Origin of the sequence: Candidatus Chloroploca sp. Khr17 (assembly GCF_004138165.1) — a bacterium.
Taxonomy (GTDB): domain Bacteria; phylum Chloroflexota; class Chloroflexia; order Chloroflexales; family Chloroflexaceae; genus Chloroploca.
In genome coordinates this window covers 1-17036 of record NZ_RYFF01000042.1, presented here as the reverse complement: position 1 = coordinate 17036, position 17036 = coordinate 1, and the positions used below count along the sequence as shown (strand labels likewise).

Annotated in this window: 9 protein-coding genes and 4 tRNA genes; 6 read left to right on the top strand and 7 right to left on the bottom strand. The window is 61.7% G+C overall.

Annotation, left to right across the window (positions count from 1 at the left end; all coding sequences use genetic code 11):
* Nucleotides 1–77: 77 nt before the first annotated feature.
* A complete protein-coding gene (locus tag EKD05_RS19560; RefSeq protein WP_129676230.1) occupies nucleotides 78–7235 on the bottom strand; it encodes an SdrD B-like domain-containing protein in 7158 nt (2385 codons plus the stop codon).
* 322 nt (nucleotides 7236–7557) lie between these two features.
* On the opposite strand from EKD05_RS19560, the gene EKD05_RS19555 reads away from it, so the two are divergent.
* The gene (locus EKD05_RS19555; protein WP_129676227.1) at nucleotides 7558–8778 is read left to right on the top strand and encodes a L,D-transpeptidase; all 1221 of its coding nucleotides are present in this window, start codon (nucleotides 7558–7560) and stop codon (nucleotides 8776–8778) included.
* Between the two features lie 75 nt (nucleotides 8779–8853).
* On the opposite strand, the gene EKD05_RS19550 is transcribed toward EKD05_RS19555, so the two are convergent.
* The 3 genes from EKD05_RS19550 to EKD05_RS19540 form a co-directional block, all read right to left on the bottom strand.
* Nucleotides 8854–8943: transfer RNA gene (locus EKD05_RS19550), tRNA-Ser, on the bottom strand.
* 23 nt (nucleotides 8944–8966) lie between these two features.
* Nucleotides 8967–9060 (bottom strand) — tRNA-Ser (locus EKD05_RS19545).
* Between the two features lie 24 nt (nucleotides 9061–9084).
* A tRNA-Trp gene (locus EKD05_RS19540) sits at nucleotides 9085–9160 on the bottom strand.
* 321 nt (nucleotides 9161–9481) lie between these two features.
* On the opposite strand from EKD05_RS19540, the gene EKD05_RS19535 reads away from it, so the two are divergent.
* The 5 genes from EKD05_RS19535 to EKD05_RS19520 all read left to right on the top strand — a co-directional run bounded on the left by EKD05_RS19535 (nucleotide 9482) and on the right by EKD05_RS19520 (nucleotide 13943).
* Nucleotides 9482–10576, top strand: a complete 1095-nt coding sequence (locus EKD05_RS19535) for an NAD(P)-dependent oxidoreductase (protein WP_129676224.1) — start codon at nucleotides 9482–9484, stop codon at nucleotides 10574–10576.
* Between the two features lie 78 nt (nucleotides 10577–10654).
* Nucleotides 10655–10825 (top strand): hypothetical protein, encoded by a 171-nt coding sequence (locus EKD05_RS25935; protein WP_165360833.1) that lies wholly within the window; start codon nucleotides 10655–10657, stop codon nucleotides 10823–10825.
* Between the two features lie 94 nt (nucleotides 10826–10919).
* Complete coding sequence (murA, locus tag EKD05_RS19530; protein WP_129676221.1) at nucleotides 10920–12245, top strand: UDP-N-acetylglucosamine 1-carboxyvinyltransferase; 1326 nt, start codon at nucleotides 10920–10922, stop codon at nucleotides 12243–12245.
* Between the two features lie 94 nt (nucleotides 12246–12339).
* Entirely contained in the window at nucleotides 12340–12747 is a 408-nt protein-coding gene (locus EKD05_RS19525) for a hypothetical protein (RefSeq protein WP_129676218.1), read from the top strand.
* Complete coding sequence (locus tag EKD05_RS19520; protein ID WP_129676214.1) at nucleotides 12744–13943, top strand: glycosyltransferase family 1 protein; 1200 nt, start codon at nucleotides 12744–12746, stop codon at nucleotides 13941–13943. Before EKD05_RS19525 ends, EKD05_RS19520 begins: the two co-directional genes overlap by 4 nt.
* Nucleotides 13944–14363: 420 nt before the next feature.
* Here the strand turns inward: EKD05_RS19520 and EKD05_RS19515 are convergent.
* The 3 genes from EKD05_RS19515 to EKD05_RS19505 all read right to left on the bottom strand — a co-directional run bounded on the left by EKD05_RS19515 (nucleotide 14364) and on the right by EKD05_RS19505 (nucleotide 16908).
* Nucleotides 14364–14439 (bottom strand) — tRNA-Arg (locus tag EKD05_RS19515).
* A gap of 51 nt (nucleotides 14440–14490) precedes the next feature.
* Entirely contained in the window at nucleotides 14491–15669 is a 1179-nt protein-coding gene (hemW, locus tag EKD05_RS19510; RefSeq protein WP_129676211.1) for a radical SAM family heme chaperone HemW, read from the bottom strand.
* Nucleotides 15670–16908 carry a hypothetical protein gene (locus EKD05_RS19505; protein WP_129676208.1) on the bottom strand — a complete coding sequence of 413 codons (1239 nt, stop codon included), beginning with the start codon at nucleotides 16906–16908 and terminating at the stop codon, nucleotides 15670–15672.
* Nucleotides 16909–17036 lie beyond the last annotated feature (128 nt).

The window sequence follows — 17036 nt, the reverse complement described above, 5'->3', positions numbered from 1 at the left end:
TGTCGACGGGGGCCATGGGCTGCTGCGCCCCTACTGCGGTGGATGGCGGTGGGGTATTAATGTAGCTGACAGACTACTTACCGGGCAGCGAGGGTTGGCAAGAAGATACGATACCGCACGCCCGGGGGCGCTGGTGTGACGGCGAGGCCAAGGGCAAGCCCGCGCGTGTCGCTGATCGTGATCGGTTCCAGGCTGACCGCAAGCCCCTGCGGGAGGTTCGCGGCGAGTGTGTAGGTACCTGGGCGGATTTCTCCCAACAGATAGCGCCCGTCACGATCGGTAACGGTCGTCTGTGCGCCGAGGGTAATCGCGATGCCGGCGAGCGGGCTTTCCCACCGCTGGCGCTGGCCGTCACGGTTCTCATCGAGCCAGGCCGTGCCGCGTACCTCGCCCGGCCCAACCACAGCCAGGGCCGCACCCTGGCCTTCATCGGCGGCCAGGGTGATGGGCTGCCCTTGTACGGTCGGCGTCGTGGCGGCCAGGGTGTAGGTGCCGGACGGGGTACCCAAGAAGAGGCCTAGGCCGCCCATGCTCGCAGCTAGTTGCGTCCCGGTGCCGCTGCTCAGGGTCATCGTCAGGGGCAAGCCCACCCGCGGCTCGTCCGGTTGCTGGTGGCCGTCGCCGTCCCAATCTCGATACGCCACCCCGCTGACCTGGCCCGTCAGTTGCAAGGCAAGCTGGAGCACGCCGCCCTGTGCCAGCGTGACGGCACGTGTGGGGACGCCAGCAAAGCCAGGCGGCGGCGCCGCCGTCGCGGTGTAACCGCCGTCGGGTAGGCCCGCAAACTGGATGCGGCCATCGGGCGACGTTACGCCATTGGCCGACGCCGATCCGTTCAGGATTACGCTTACACCACCCACACCTGCCTCACGTTCGTCTTGCTCGCCGTCACCATCCAGATCCACGAACGCCTGCACCAGGGTCAGCCCCGCCGGGCGCAGGGGGATGGCGGGCAGCTCAACGTCGGTGCCCTGCACGGCGATCTGGCGCGTCGCCGGGCCGTTGACCACGTAGCCCGAAGGCGGCGCGATGGTCAGCGTGTGCAGCCCATCGCCCAGGCTCAAGGGTTGCCCCCAACCCGTCTGCCCAGAGACGCCGCTGCTGCCACCGCCCGCCAGCGTCACGCCCGCCAGACCTGGCTCGTCGGCGTCGCGATAGCCGTTGCCGTTGTCGTCGCGGAAGGTGCTCCAGGCAAGCTGCGCCGTGTTGTTGGCGCCGGCCCGCAGTGGCGGCTCAGCCGGGCTCAGGGTGATGTAGGCCATGGAAGTCCACACGCCGTAGACTATTACACATTGTCCGGCGTAAGGATTTTCGCTGGTGCAAACATGTTGATAATGTGGCGTGTCCACCAGTCCCGGCACATCCACAACTTTCAGGCAGTGACCGTTTCCTTGCATCCGGAAAAGGCCTTCACTATCAGTGAAGGTGTCGGCCAGGACAACGGGATTGGTCACATTGCAGCCATTTCCCCCAGCCTGATAGGCATAGCGCACCACTCGCGCCCCGGCAATGGGGATCAGGACGTCGCCTTGTTGATATTTCACTGTGCCGCCCACCTGGAAGGTAGGCCCGAAGGCGGCCCCCACTACGCCGATGCCAAGCTGCACCGTCGTCGGGTTTGCGCCTACGGTGAAGACGCCAGGCGAGCTGGCGAGGAACGCGCCGGACGGCATGCCGACCAGTTGCAGCGCGTAAGGCGTGTTGGCCGTCAGCCCCTCAAAGCGGAAGTAACCGGCCGCGTCGGGGGCGACGATGGCGATTTGCTGCCCGCCTGCGCCTACGAGGCGCACGCTGTATTGGCTGACGCTTTGTTCGTTGCCGTCCCACTGGCCGTTGCCGTTGTTGTCGCTGTAGACCACGCCCACCACGTGGCCGGTGGGGACCAGGTTCAGATTGTTGTTGCTCAGGATTTGCCCGCTCTGGTAGGTGATCAGCGGCTCGCTGTCGGCCACGTAGCCGGGCGGCGGCGCGGGCAGGCGCAGGCGGTAGGTGGCCGGGGCCAGGTTGCTGAAGCTGAAGTTGCCGTTGGCGTCGCTGCTGGTTTCCACGATGGCGTTGCTGGCGGTGTTTTGTAACTGCACCGTCAATCCGGCGGACGGCGAACCGCCGCCGGCGTAAAAGCCGCCGCCGGGCGGCCATATCTTGCCACTCACGCTGCCGGCGTCGCGCAGGGGGATGAGCAGCGTCTGCGCGGCGTTGTTGGTGACGATCGGGCCGATGGGCACCGACCACAGGGAGGCGTAACCCGCCGGTGGCGTGAACTGCACCGGATAGCTGCCGCCGGGCAGGTAGAACGTCGCCCCGCTGCTGCTGAGGCTCTGCGTCACGCTGTTGACGGTTGCGCTGCCGCCGCTCAAATACGGTTCGCCCGCCTCGCGGCTGCCGTTGCCGTTGCCGTCCAGAAAGGCGCGCACGAGCAGGGTGTTGGCTGGCTGGACGGCCAGCGCTACCGGCGCGCCGCCGCTGCGCGGCACGTTGACGCCCGTCGGATTGGCCGGCAGGAGATCAACCGGCAGTCCGGCGGTGATCTGGGCGCAGACGGGGAAGAAGCCACCGGGCGGCGGGTTGAAGACGGCCACGCCGCCGCTGTCGCTGTTGACGGTCTGCAAGTTCGCGCCGCTGCTGCCGCAGGCCGCGTCGCGCAGCCGCACAGAGACGTCCGCCAGCCGCTGCTCGCCCGCGTCGGCCACGCCGTTGTGGTTGCCATCAATGAAGACCAACACCCGCGGCCGGTTGTCCTCCGGCGGCACCGGAAAATCAACCAGCGGCACGCCGCCGTTCAGCGGCACAGAGGCGTCGCGCGTCCAGCTTTGCCCGGCGTGGGTCAGCGTGACCCGATACTCGCCGCTGGTGATGGGCGACCGGGTGTAGCCGCCGTTGGAGCCGGTAGTGAGGTTGGCGACCGCCTGGCCGCCCGGTGTGGTGATGACCAACGCCGCGTCGGCGATGGGGTCGTCCCACGCCTCGTCGAAGACGCCGTTGGCATCCGTGTCCCAGAAGACGCGGCCACTTAGCACCTGGTTTTCGTTGCGTTGGTAGCCCACCTCCAGCAGCTCCGGTGCGGGGGCGGCGCCCGTCAGAGTGTACCATCTTTCCACTGCGGTCGTCGGCGCGTAGCCCGGCGGCAGGTTCAGTCGCACCCGGTAGGTGCCGGGGACGGGCAGGTTGGGAAAGCTGAAGTAGCCGCTGTTCCAGCCAGTGCCCTGGGTGGTCAGGGTACTGGTGATCGCGACGCCAAGCTGGTTGTACAGCGTCACCGGGATGTCATTGTTGCTGGGCACATTGGACTCGGTGCAACTGTTGCTGTTGGCGCGCACACCCAGCGGGGCGCAGCGATCCCAGAAGGCGTAGCCGGCGATGGTCTGCGGGTTGCTCGGGTTCCAGGGGTAGCGCACATCAACGTGGGTGTTGTTGGCGATGACGACGATCTGGCTGTAGGTGGGCCAGCTTTCCTGACCCGGCACATTCGGGTCGGGGATCAGACGCACCTCCAGCGTGGCCGGGTTCAGGTTCCAGTTGCTGGTGGCGGGTTGGCTGGGCGGCAGATAACCGGTTTCGATCAGGCTGCCGCTGAGGGTGCGCACTTCGTAGTTGCAGGCGAAGCCCTGGCCGAAGGTGCCCGGCAACTGGCAGTACATATTGAGCGAGCGCGAGAGCGTTCCGCTGAAGCTGGCGCTGGCGAATGTGTCATTGCTGATCACCACGGTACGCGTCGGCGGGGTCAGTTGCAATCCGGGGACCAGGCTGCCTAAGTCATCAAAGGGCTGCACGATATACGTGCCGGGCGCCAGCCCCTCCACCAGCGCCTCCCCCTGAGCGTTGGTAAAGACGACCCGCGCCTGGCTGCCGTTCAGCAGCAGTTCGAAGGGCAGGAAGTCAATGGGCAGCGCCTGCCCATTGACAATCTGTACCGCCTTGATGGTGAGTTCCCCCTTCTTTAGCAGCGTCCAGTTCTCCACGGCGCTGCCGTTGAGCGTCGCCGGTACAAAGCGCTGCGTGACGCCATCGGCGGTGACGTAGTTGGGCGGCGGAGTGATCTGCAGCGTGTAATTGCCATTGTCCAGACCGGCAAAGCCGTAAGCGCCACCCAAGGAAAGGGTTTGTCGGTTGCCCGGTTGCAGATTGAAGGGCACGCCGCCCAGCCCGGCGCCGCCGCTGCCGGTGACCTGCCCACCAATCGTCCCACCGGCGGCAAAGGGCAGCTGGGCGCTGAGCATATTCATGCCTGCCACGTAGACCTCGACTTCGCGGCTGGCGGGGAAGAAGCCGCCCGGCGCGTCCATCTGCACCCGGTACAGGCCAGGCTCCGTGATGCGGAAGGCGTAGGCCCCATGGCCCCAGCTTGAGCCGGTGACGTGGGTGGCGAGTTGATTGCCGTTGACGTCCAGCAGGCGCACGGTGCGGCCGTTGAGAGGCGTCTCGCCGGGGTCAGGGTACCCATTGGCGTTGCTGTCCACCCAGGCGCGGCCAACGATGTAGCCATCGTCATCCGGCTGAGGCACAAAAGAGATCGGCATGAGACCGAAGTTGATCTCCGTGCCGCCATCTTCACCCATGGCTACCGCCACCGGACTGGGGCTGGCGTTGCAGTTGGTGATGATGGAGCAGATGTAGAGGTTGGTGGCCTCCACCAGGTAGACCCCGGCCTGCGGCGTGAAGATTTGGTAGCTGCCGTTGACGATATTCGCGTTCAGCACGGTGCTGGGTGGCGCTTGCAGTGTGGCCGTGATGAGATAGCCCTGTCCTATCGAATTGAAGATGGCAGACTCGCCCAGGCCGAAGTAGCCGTCGCCGTCGCGATCCAGCCAGACGACGCCGTTGATGTTGGCCGGTTCCAACACACTGACCAGGGTGCTGGTGATGGCGCTGCTGCTGTTGTTTGTGGCCGTCACGGTCACCGTGTAGGTTCCCGGCGTAGTAAAGGTGTGGGCCACAACCGCGCCGCTGCCCAACTGCCCATCGCCAAAGTCCCAAGCGTAACTCACCCCTGTGCCAGCGTTGACGCTGGCGCTGAACTGCGCCGGTACATCTTCGTAGATGGGCGGCATGACTTGCAACGTCAACCCCTCAAGAGGCACATCCAGCACGCCCCCGGCGGCAAAAGCGAGCGAAAACTCGGAAGTGCTGCCGTCGGCGTGGGTGGCGGTGGCGCTGACGAACTGATTGGGCGAAAGAGTCACGGGCAGAGTGACATCAAATTCAGCGTCCCCATTGGCGTCGGTGGTGGCACTGCCCGCGCCCAGGTAGAACTCCCCTTCGCCGTAGCCAGTGGGGTCGGCCTCGGAACTGTAGTAAAAGTCCAGGGTGAAGGTGGTGTTGGGGTTGCTGTCCAGCGTACCTTCAATCACGGTTGTGCCGTCGGCGTAGGCTTGGGCGAAGGTGATGACCGGGTAATTTTGTAGATTGTTGCCGCCGGTGTCCGGGTCGTCGGGGTCGTTGACATTAACGCCTGCCGGTTGCAGCAGGTCAATGCCCAGGCGTGCATTGGCAAAAATGCGGTTGCCGCGCATGGTGTTGCGTACGGCCGTGGCGTTCACCAGGATGCCGTTGTAGAAGGCTGCCGATGTGCCATTGTTGGCGATGAGGTTGGCTTCGCCGGGGCCGATGCCGCCGATCTGATTGTCGCTGCCGTTCAGGCTTATGCCATGATGACCGTTGCCCAGCGCTGTCACGCCGTCGGTGCCCACGCCGATCAGGTTGCCGGTCAGGGTGGAAGTGGTCAGGTTCAGGCTGATGCCTTCAAAGGTGTTGGCGGCAATCACGTTGTCGCGCACCAGGAGACCCTGCGATGCGCCGCTGATGCCGACGTTGTTGGGCAGCGCCGCCAGGCCGGTGGCGTCCACGCCGATCCAGTTGCCGGCGATGGTGTTGGGCATGGCGCCGGTCACGCTGACGAACTGCGAGAAGATGCCACTGGTGCCGTTGTTGGCGTTGCCAGAGATGAGATTGCGCTCGAGGTCGTCGCTGACGCCATCGACGTTACTGCCCACCAGGTTGCCGTAGCCGCCCAGCACGATACCGGCGCGGGGCGAGCCGCCATAACCGTTGCGAATGGAGAGCATCCCGGTGATGTCGGTGCCAATCTTGTTGCCAGCGACGACATTGTTCAGTGCGCCGGTTTGCTGGAGCAAGATGCCCCAATCGCTGTTGCCGGAAATCAGGTTGCCTTCCAATTCGTCGGAAACGCCGTCGCCATCGGTGCCGATGATGTTGTTCTCGGTGACGTAGACGCGCACCCCTTCCACCTGAATGCCCACGCTGACTGTGCCGCTGGCATTCGTGCCAATCAGGTTGCCGGAAATGCGGTTGTGGTGGCTCATGTTGACACTAGTGCCAGTCAGATTGATGTTATGGATACTGCCGCTGATGACGTTGCCTTCCAGCGCATCGCCCTGCCCATCGCCATCCGTGCCAATGACAGTGTAGCTGGCTTCCTGCACCAGGATGCCGGTGGCGGCAACCGTTTGATTGTTTGTACCAACAGCCGCGGTTCCCGCTGCATTTAGGCCGATGTAATTGCCCATGATCAGGTTGCCCGCGGTGGCGGGCTGATAGATCCAGATATTCTGCGCGGCGTTGGCCGAGACGACGTTGCGTTCGGCCACATCATTCACACCGTCGGCGTTGGTGCCAATGCGGTTGTGGCTAGAGCCGCCGTCAATCCAGATGCCGCGCGTGTTGGCGACGCGGGTATCCCCGGCGAAGTTTGTACCGATGTAGTTGCCGTAAATCCAGTTGCCGCCGCCTGTTTGCAGGCGGATGCCTCCGGCGAAGTTGCCGGTCGCAAAGCCATTGACCACCAACCCACGCACGACGCTACCGCCGCCAGTAATGGTCAGGCCGACGGCCTGAGCACCCGCCAATGCGCCGTTGAGTTCGATCAGCGGTGGGCCGGTATAGCTTGCGCCGCCCTGGCTCCAGCCGTCAATCGTCACAGGGTCGGTGATCATGGGCAGGGAAGAAGAGGGTTGCATAGTTTGCTGAGAACCCGTTGTGCCAATGGCGAAGGTGATCGTGTCTAGCCCGAGGTTCGCATTGGCATCAACGATCGCCTGGCGCAACGAACCAGGGCCGCTATCGGCAGTGGTTGTCACCAGCAACGTAGCTGTCGGAAGCAACGGTTCGGCGCGTACCAGCGGATCCGCATGGCCCGCCAGCAACAACCCGCTAAGCAAGAGCATCACGCTCGCCACGTATCGCATCCGTGGAAACATCCCACCAACTAGCCAGCGCATCGTTGACTCCTGTCGCCATATGATGAACAAATCGGGGATGTCCCCATCATAGCATCCAGGTGTCCACAAATTGTCGCCACGAGCGCTTGAGCCTAGAGCCAAGACCTTGCACATACGGTTGACGCGCATTGACGCAAAGATGCAAGGGCGCAAAGTTGCGCATGCAAGTCCCTCCAAACCTTCGCGCCTCTGCGCCTTTGCGTCAAAAAACCACCGTATGTGCAAGATCTTGCACCATAAACCCTAGTCAAAAGCGTTTACTTTCTATATAATAGAAAAACAACGACTATCCTCGCATGGCTTTATCCCAAGGAAACATAGTATGCGCGCTCGCCGTTTGCTTCCACTGGCCGTTCCGTTACTCGTTATTGCTGCTATTATAAGTAGTATGCTCTGGACGCAGCATCTTGAAGCGCGTCACCCACGGGCTGATTTTGTGCCCCCGGTGAGCTACCGTGAGGCCCGAGCTGCGTTGGCTGCGGCCCAGGCACACGAGACGGCATTCCGGGCTAGCCAGTTCCAGCAGGCGGGCATCGTGAATGCGGAACAGTTGCCGCAGATGCAGACCGTCTATTTTGCGCAGACGGGGCATCACGTTAGCAACCGCAGTGGCTTTCTCAACTTCTGGCGAGCCAATGGTCAAATCCACACCTTTGGCTATCCGCTCACCGAAGAGTTTGTCGAAGATGGGCGCATTGTTCAGTACTTCGAGCGCGCGCGCTTCGAGTATCATCCCGAACTGCCTGCCGACGAACAGGTGCAACTCGGGTTACTGGGGCGCGATCTGCTGGCCTACCAGGGCTTCCCTGCACCACTTGAAGATCCACAAACAGGCGTGCGCTACTTCCCCGAAACAGGCCACACCCTCTGGGGCGAGTTTCACAAAGCCTGGGAAAAGCGGGGTGGCATGCGCATCTTTGGTTTCCCGTTGAGCGAAACCGTTGACGAGGGCGGGCGGCTCGTCCAGTATTTCGAGCGAGCCAAGTTTATCTATTTTCCCGAGGATCTGCCGAGCTTCTTCCAGAGCATGCGCGCTTCAACGGGCTACCGGATCAACTCGCTGCACGAGGTTCAACTGAGCGATCTCGGTCGGCAACTGGCCCAAATCCGTGGGGTGAACATCGCCCCGGTCACTCAGATGCCCGGCACGCTGACCTGGCACCCCGCCATCTGGGAACGCCGCATCGAAGTGAGCCTCAGCGAGCAGTGGCTGAGCGCCTACGAAGGGGATCTGCTCGTTTTCCGCGCACCCGTTGCCACCGGACGTGACGGCTTCAACACGCCGGTCGGCGAATATGCGATCTACCTCAAATACCCGATGCAGACGATGGCCGACTGCATGGGTGGCGAGTGCTGGGAAGTCCCCAACATTCCGTGGGTACAATACGTTGTCGGCGGCGTAGCCCTACACGGCACCTACTGGCACGACAACCACGGCACGGGCATCCGTGCCTCACACGGCTGCATCAACCTGCGCATCGATGATGCCGAGTGGCTCTACGGTTGGGCCGACCTGGGCACGCGCGTCATCATCTCGTACTGATCAACTGGTGACAAAAATCTAAAAAGAAGGCGTGATGCAGGAGTTTCTGCATCACGCCTTCTTTGTTCCACAGCTTGGCGGGGAGGGAGGGATTCGAACCCTCGATGGGATTGCTCCCATAGCGGTTTAGCAAACCGCCGCACTAGGCCTCTATGCGACCTCCCCGTACGTACGCAACAAGCTAAAACTGGAGGGGGCGGTGGGATTCGAACCCACGGGACGCATTGCTACGCCCTTCGGTTTTCAAGACCGACGCGATAAACCGGGCTCCGCCACACCCCCACTGGTTTTGTCCGGCAGAAGATCTGGCAGGCGGGACAGGAATCGAACCTGCAACCTGCGGATTTGGAGGCCGCTGCTCTGCCAATTGAGCTACCCGCCTTCGCACAAGCGAGATAATACCACACTCTGTCTGGCTTTGCAACCGTCCGTTCAGCCACGCCAGGGGCCCCCGCGAGGGGTGCCCGTACGCTCGGCCCTGTAGGGGCACCCCTCGCGGGGGCCCACCCCTGGCGGGGTGCCCTGGCGGGGGCCCTGGCGGGTACATACACGGAAGCTGCAAGCGCCCTAGCCAGGGGGATGGCATCGCTTGCGTGGGACAAAGCAAACCGCTACTATACCAGCGTGGAAAAAGGTGTCTGATGGCGTAAGGAGCCAACCAACTCCCAGACGCACGGCCAAGCTATGCTTTGATGAGGTGCTTATGAGCGTATTCCAGGAACATGATGCCCGAGCAACTGACTATGACCTGATCCACTTCGAGGCGCTTGGCCCCGAGGCCGATCATTTGAGGGAAGCGACCCTCGTGGCAATGGAACGTGGCGAACTTCCACCCACGCACACCTCTTTGATGACGCCACGCACGGTGCAAGACTACCTGGAAGAGCATCCTGAAACACGGCTTCCCAGGCTCATCACGCTCAAAACCCACTCGGTTCTGCCCGCAAACTATCTGGCAGGCACCAAGAAGAGCGTGATTACGCGAAGTGCAGGCTATGATCACCTCGAACATCTGGCTGCGACGGTCAATCTCGCCTCCCTCCGCGAGTACTGTGTCACGGCGGTTGCCCAAACCGTCATGAAATTGCTCTACGCTGCAGCAGGCGAACTCAACCATTATATGCATCAGACGGCGACCTTCGACCGCAAGCGTTCACGTGCGTTCGTCGAGCTAGGCCCACACAAAATACTGACGGTCTATGGTGTTGGCAAGATCGGCAAGCGCGTCTATGAACTGGCCGCCGCCAATGGCTTGTCGGTTCAGGGCGTTGATCTCCGCCAAACTACCCTAAAAACCGTGTACGGTAAGGGTTTCACGTTTGTTTCCAAGGACGAAGCAATCATGTCGAGCGATATCATCGTGAATGCGATGAACCTCACCAGAAACCAGGCGAGTCCTTTTTATAATGTTGGCTATTTCTCCAAGGACTATCTCTCCAAGGCGCGTGATGGACTCATCTTGATCAATGTGACCCGAGGCGAAATTGCGCCCGAGGCAGGCCTGTGGGATCTCTATCGTGCAGGAAAGATCATGGGCCTGGGGCTCGATGTCTTTTCGTCAGAGGCAGAATTTGCGACCGTTGTGAGTGGCGATCACATCGCTAGCGATGATCATGCGGCGGCCCGCCATATGGTACGCAAGGCGCTCGATCGCAGTGCCAACATCTATGTGCAACCTCACCAGGGCTTCAATTCAGATCGTGCTGCCAGAACCAAGGCGTTCGAAGCCATCAAACATGTCGTAGCCTGGCATCGCAACCAGGGAACCTGCTTTGATGAACAGTTGCCCTATTATTGAGCAAAAAGGACTTGCTGATGGGGGCGGTCTTGCGGTCGCCCAACGCCAACGGCGTAGGCTTTAGGCGACTCAGGGCTGATGCAACGTCAGCTCTCCGGGGTCACCGTCGCCGTCAACGGCTCGGCTACTCCGTGCCAAGCCCGCCTGCGTGGGCTGGATGAGGCCGCGCAGGCGGCCTTCGCGACCCGTCGCCGAGGGCTTCAGCCCGACGGTGCTCCGGTCAGGTGGACGTTGCAATTGCCCTGTTAAGCGACTGCATACCAGTTGTTCTCAGCGCAAAATGGTGTATGATCAGAGGTATGACAGGCTATGTTGCGAGCCTGCATATGAGGAGATACACCATATGGCTGGTGATGAGTTTGTCTATCGCATCCGTGGTGGCGAGCCGGTCGTGGGCCATCTGACGGCGCTTGGGGCCAAGAATTTTGCGACCAAGGCGATGGTGGCCGCGCTGCTGGCTGATACCCCAACCCAACTCTTGAATTGTCCACCGATTGGTGATGTGGTGATTACCCACAGTATGCTTGAAGCGATTGGCGCGAAGATTCACGCCGATGGCACGACGTTGACGATTGATCCGACTGGCATGACGTCGTCACAGGTGCCGATTCCCGACTCGGGTAGCAATCGGATTCCGATCCTGTTGCTCGGTGCGCTGTTGCACCGTTTTGACGAGGTCGCGGTGCCGGTTGTCGGTGGCTGCCGAATCGGGGAACGCCCGGTTGATTTTCACCTGATGGCAATCGAACACTTTGGCGGCACCGTGACAACTACGAAAGAAGGGTATGTGGCCCGTCGCCACGGGCGTCTCCGCGGCACCCAGATCCGTCTGCCCTACCCAAGTGTCGGTGCCACCGAGACCTGTCTTTTCCTCGGTGTGATGGCCGAGGGGCGCAGCCTGATTGCTAATGCCGCGATTGAACCCGAGATTATCGAGTTGATTACGATGCTGCGTTCAATGGGGGCGGTCATCTTCACCTCCGCTGGGCGCGAGATCGTGATCGAGGGGGTGCCGCAGTTGCTTGGTACCCGCATGGCGATCCTCGGCGACCGGATCGAGGCCGCCTCGTGGGCTTGCCTCGCCGGCGCGTCGGACGGCGATATTACAGTGAGTGGCATTGATCCGAACCATCTGGGCAATTTCCTGGCCCATTTTCAGCAGGTTGGAGGCGGCTTTGAATTGCTCGAACCGCGCAAGGTGCGCTTCTTTCGTCGCCGGGCCTTGACGCCCACCGTGGTTGAAACTGATGTCTACCCTGGGTTTTCGACCGATTGGCAACAGCCTTTTGCGATCATGCTTACCCAGGCGCACGGTATTTCGATCATCCACGAGACTGTCTACGAGAATCGCTTTGGCTACCTCAAGGCGTTGAACGAACTGGGGGCTAATACCCAGCTAACTACCCACTGTCTGGGTGGGTTGGCCTGCCGTTTTAGCAATCAGAACCACGAACATAGCGCGATTATCGTCGGGCCAACACCCCTCGCTTCAGACGAAACAATGATTACCATCCCCGATCTCCGCGCCGGGTTGGCCTATATCATTGCTGCGGCGATTGCACGTGGCACTTCGTATATTCGTGGTATTCACTTGCTCGAACGAGGCTACGGTGATGTTGTCCCGCGCCTCGCCCAGATGAATCTCCATATCGAACGGGTGTTACGGTAGTTGATGGATGCTGGCGAAAACGAGCCGCTGCGCTGCTCGTTTTCGCCAGCATCTACATAGGTTTTTATGTAGTGTCGCGCTCAAAGGAGAAACTATGGGTTCATGGACCGAACTTGACGCCATCTATCCACCGGGGCGTCTCTCTCCGGCAGCAGCGTTGGTGACGGCGCTCGGTCATCTCGCCGGGGCACGCAGTGTTTATGTCAACGGGCAGGTCGCCCCGTTCTGGCCCAAGGGTCTGGCGTCTGATCGTGAGTTGCGCGATCGCGTCGAGCATTATCTCGGCGAGGTCAGTTGCACGCAGTTTCTCGCTGAGGCCCGCCAACTGCTGAGTCTCCATCAAAAACACCTCGTCGCCGCAGCGTTGCGCCAGGCGGCTCAGGCCAACGGGGCGCAAGAGACGCTGGTTGCCCAACTCATCAGCGGCCTCGGGCTCGACCCGGCGCAGCCTGATCCGTCTGCCGAAGTTCTGCAACGCGGATGGGAAGCTTTTGCTCAATGAAGGTGCCAACCATTGCCGTTGATGCCAGTCGGCTTAGTGCGACTCATCGCACAGGTACCGAGCGTTATAGCTATGAGGTCATCGCGGCCCTGGCGCAGCTTGACCAGTGGCATCACTATCTGCTCTACACCAATGGCATTCCAGTCGACCTGCCTCCGCTCGGGGCTAATTTTGGCCTACGGGATATTCCCTTGCGACGGCTCTGGACCCATGCCCGGCTCGGGCCGACGACGCTCATCAAGCAACCCGATGTGCTCTTTGTGCCCGCCCATGTGGTGCCGCTCGTCGCCGCCCGCCCGAGCGTCGTGACGATCCACGACCTTGGCTACCTCGCCTTCCCCGAGGCACATACGGCACGACGACGACTCGAACTCGCTCTGACGACGCGCTGGAGTCTGCGGGCGGCCCGGCAGGTGATCGCGATCTCGCAGGCGACCAGGGCCGATCTGGTGCGCACCTATGGGGCCGATCCGTCGCGCATCCATGTGGTGCCTCACGGCTTGAGCAAAGCGTTTCAGCCGGTTGACGATCCGGCGCAAGTGGCGGCGACATGTGCGCGATACAATTTGCTGGTGCCGGGCACACACCAGATCCGGCCCTACCTGCTCTATCTCGGCACCATTCAGCCCCGCAAAAATCTCGTACGCCTGCTCGATGCCTTTGCCCGCGCCTTGCCGCACCTTGCCCAGCCAGGCGTGAGTGGCCCGCCGCTGCTCGTGCTTGCCGGGCAGCGCGGTTGGCTCAGCGAGGCGATCGAACGGCGCGTCACTGAACTCGATCTCGGCGAGTTGGTACGCTTCCCTGGCTACGTACCCGACGGCGACCTGAACGCCCTCTTGACCGGGGCCACGGCCTTTCTCTTCCCCTCGCTCTACGAAGGCTTTGGCATGCCCGTGCTCGAAGCGATGGCCTGCGGGGCGCCGGTGCTCACCTCCACCAGCAGCGCCCTGCCCGAAGTCGCTGGCGATGGCGCGCTCTTGGTCGATCCGACCGCGACCGAAGCAATGGCCGCAGGTATCGTCCAACTTGTGCAGGATTCCGCACTACGGGCGAGCCTGCGCGAACGTGGGTTTGCCCGCGCTGCCACCTTCACCTGGCAAGCAACGGCACAAGCAACGCAGCAGATTCTGCTTGAGTGTATCAAAGAGGGAGGGAAGAGCGGGTCGTGTATGCGGATTAGCAAGAGCCGCCATTGAGTAGGCCGCCTTGTCACCCTGAGCATCACATGGGCGGTCGGCCAGTTGAGTCAGACCTCACAGGTCTTGGCGACCTGTGAGGTGGCAAAGGGTTTCACCTGCTCGGTCACGGGCGTTCCCCTGCAATTGCCACATGGCGGCGGCCAACCCATCAAACCTGCCAGGTGTGCGCCGCCGCACTCCTTGGGGGAACGGAGCGGTGTCCCGGCGCACACCTGGCAGGTTTCCTATGGCGCGATGAAACTGCCCGTCATTCAGACGCCCTCCCGGGCATCAGGGCGGTTTGACGCCCTCTGGTGCCCCCCTTTGACGCCTGTGAGGTTTTAGGGCCACTACCTTGCCAAGAAGACCTCACAGGTCTGCTCGTCCGCATTGGGACGGCATCATCAAGACCTGTGAGGTCTCTACAAAAAGAGGTGATGGCGGGCCGGGAGGGATTCGAACCCCCGACTCGCAGTTCCGAAGACTGCAGCTCTATCCCCTGAGCTACCGGCCCCCGCCGCGTGTAGTCTAGCACAAGGATCGCAGATTTGCAACGTGGGGCAGTTCATACAAACTTGGCAAAGACCTGGTTGCCGACCATGCGCCCGCGGGCCGTGAGTCTGATCCGATCAGTGTGGCGTTCGAGCACGCCCAGATCGATCAGGTGCGCAATGGTGGGGCCGTAAGCCTCGTCAAGCGTAAGGCCGCACCGAGCCATAAAATGCGCCTGGCTGATCCCCTGGTTCAGACGCAAATTCATCATCACTGTTTCGGCCCGCAGATCTTCAGGCGTCAATGCTGTCACCGTCGCCACAGGCAAGGTGCCCTGCACAACCGCCTTGATATAGGCATCAATGCCAAGGATGTTGGCATACCGCCGGGGATAGAGATGTCCATGCGCACCGGCACCCACCGCAAGATAGTCGCTGTTGAGCCAGTAAGCCAGGTTGTGGTCACAGGCATACCGGGGCAAGCGGCCATCCTCGGGTGTGATGCGTGCCCAGTTGCTAATCTCGTACTGCTGATAGCCCGCCGCAGCAAATTGCGTCATCGCCGCTTCATACATCGCGGCGGCCGCATCGTCGTCAGGCACCACCACATTGCCGGCCGTGACTTGCGCAAAGAGCGGCGTCTGCTCTTCAAGGATCAGTGAGTAGAGCGAGAAGTGCTCGGCACCCCAGGTGGTAAGCGCAGCGAGCGTCGCTTCCCATTGCACCAGATCTTGCCCTGGCAGACCAAAGATGAAATCGAGATTCAGATTAGTGAAGCCAGCCTCCCGCGCCTCTTCAAAGCTTTGCCGCGCCTCGACTGCTGTATGAATCCGCCCGAGCACCCGCAGCGTCGGATCGTGCAGGCTCTGCACGCCCATGCTGAGCCGGTTGACCCCGAGGCTGCGCAACCCGCGCAAATAGTCACGCCCGAGCACCGTGCCCGGATTCGCCTCACTCGTAATCTCGGCCCCCTCTAGCGGCACGAGGGCCGACGCAGCTTCAAGGATGCGCTCAAACTGAGCCAACGAGAGCATCGTCGGGGTGCCGCCACCAAAAAAGATGGTCGGTGGCAAAGCCGCCGCCTCAGTCGAACAGGGCACCGGAACGTGATCCTGCGCGGCACGCATCCGCAACTCAGTGCAGAGCGCCTCGACATAGGCCTCGATCCGGTGCTCCATATTGGCATACGTATTAAAATCGCAATAGCTGCAACGACGATGGCAAAAGGGAATATGGAGATAGAGGTGTTGCATCTATTCTTCTGGGGCCCAGGCAAGGCCATTGATAAACATCCGTGCCGTCGGCAGATCGACCGGCGATCCTTCTCGCGGCAACCAGCGCAGCAGCGGGCGGTTATCCTCGCCCTCGACAAAGGAGCCAAGCGCCACAAGCGCACCTGACCCATCAGGTGCCCAGAGCACCCCATCCAGCCGACGCGCAAACGAAGGTCCAAACGGCGTCGGGCTTGCCTCGGGGGAATCAAGCCGCACCGGGGTAAAGGTCGCCCCCGTAATCGAACCGGCCAGATCACGTTGAAGCTGCGCCAGAAAAAATTGCACAGCTTGTCCAGGCAAACTCAGCGGCGCACGCGCAAAGATATCCGCCTGGGTCAGCCAAGGCACGGCCACCCCATCACCGCGTTGTGCACGCCAGAGGGTCGGGCCATCCTGGCCCTGGTCGCCATCCACCCGCACAGCAAGCAAGAGCACCGCATCACTCGCGGTGGTCCAGACGGCTTCATCACAAAGCACCTGCACCCCCTCAGGCACAGTGATGCGCGTCACCTCACCGCCGTCACTAGCCATCACGCCCAGCGTACAATCATCATAAAAGAGGGCAAAGACCTCGACGAGCAACGCCGTGCGATCAGGCGCAAAGGCGACCGGACGATAGCCACTGACCGTACGCGCCGGATTGACCGGATCATCAACTGGGTCATCAGGGCGTAACAGTTCAAGCGAACCACCCTCACGCGGCAAACGATAGATGCCACTCGGCATATTGGGATCGGCAGGCTGCCGATTATTGAGCAGGCGGAAGATGATTGCGCTGCTATCAGGCGTAAAGAGCAGGTCGCTCAGTTCGTGCTGCACCTCTTCATAGATGACGCGCAGATCTTCGCCGCGGCCATCGGTCAAAACTAGGCGGTCGGCAGTCACATCACCCACAATATACGCCAGGGTGCCATCACTCGCAACAGTAAATTCAGCAACAGCTTCGACCCCAGGAAGCTCAACACGTTCAGCCGTCACCACCGCCCGTGTAACCATATCGCGCTCGATACGGGCAATCTGACCGCTTTCCAACACATAGAGCGGGGCCGGCAACAACTGCGCGGTACCAACCGGCTCCTCGGGCGGCGGCGGCCCGGGCACCGGGTCGGTTGGACGAACGGCACTTGTTGGTGACGGTGCAGGCGAGGGTTGAACCTCAGCTTGAGCACAACCAGTCAGCAACAGTGTGAGCAGGACAAACGCAAGAAAAGCTCTCATAGGGATAGTGTACCGTATTCTGGGTATCCTTTTCAAGCAGATGAGACCTTGGAGACCGATACACATTAGGGACTACGCAGTGGCATCAGGACGCGCCCCGTCGCGCGGGCGCTTCGTCATGTCGGTCT

Coding starts and splice junctions, on each gene's coding strand:
- EKD05_RS19560 (WP_129676230.1), bottom strand. CDS start 7,235: ATGCGCTGGCTAGTTGGTGGGATGTTTCCACGGATGCGATACGTGGCG.
- EKD05_RS19555 (WP_129676227.1), top strand. CDS start 7,558: ATGCGCGCTCGCCGTTTGCTTCCACTGGCCGTTCCGTTACTCGTTATT.
- EKD05_RS19535 (WP_129676224.1), top strand. CDS start 9,482: ATGAGCGTATTCCAGGAACATGATGCCCGAGCAACTGACTATGACCTG.
- EKD05_RS25935 (WP_165360833.1), top strand. CDS start 10,655: ATGCAACGTCAGCTCTCCGGGGTCACCGTCGCCGTCAACGGCTCGGCT.
- murA (WP_129676221.1), top strand. CDS start 10,920: ATGGCTGGTGATGAGTTTGTCTATCGCATCCGTGGTGGCGAGCCGGTC.
- EKD05_RS19525 (WP_129676218.1), top strand. CDS start 12,340: ATGGGTTCATGGACCGAACTTGACGCCATCTATCCACCGGGGCGTCTC.
- EKD05_RS19520 (WP_129676214.1), top strand. CDS start 12,744: ATGAAGGTGCCAACCATTGCCGTTGATGCCAGTCGGCTTAGTGCGACT.
- hemW (WP_129676211.1), bottom strand. CDS start 15,669: ATGCAACACCTCTATCTCCATATTCCCTTTTGCCATCGTCGTTGCAGC.
- EKD05_RS19505 (WP_129676208.1), bottom strand. CDS start 16,908: ATGAGAGCTTTTCTTGCGTTTGTCCTGCTCACACTGTTGCTGACTGGT.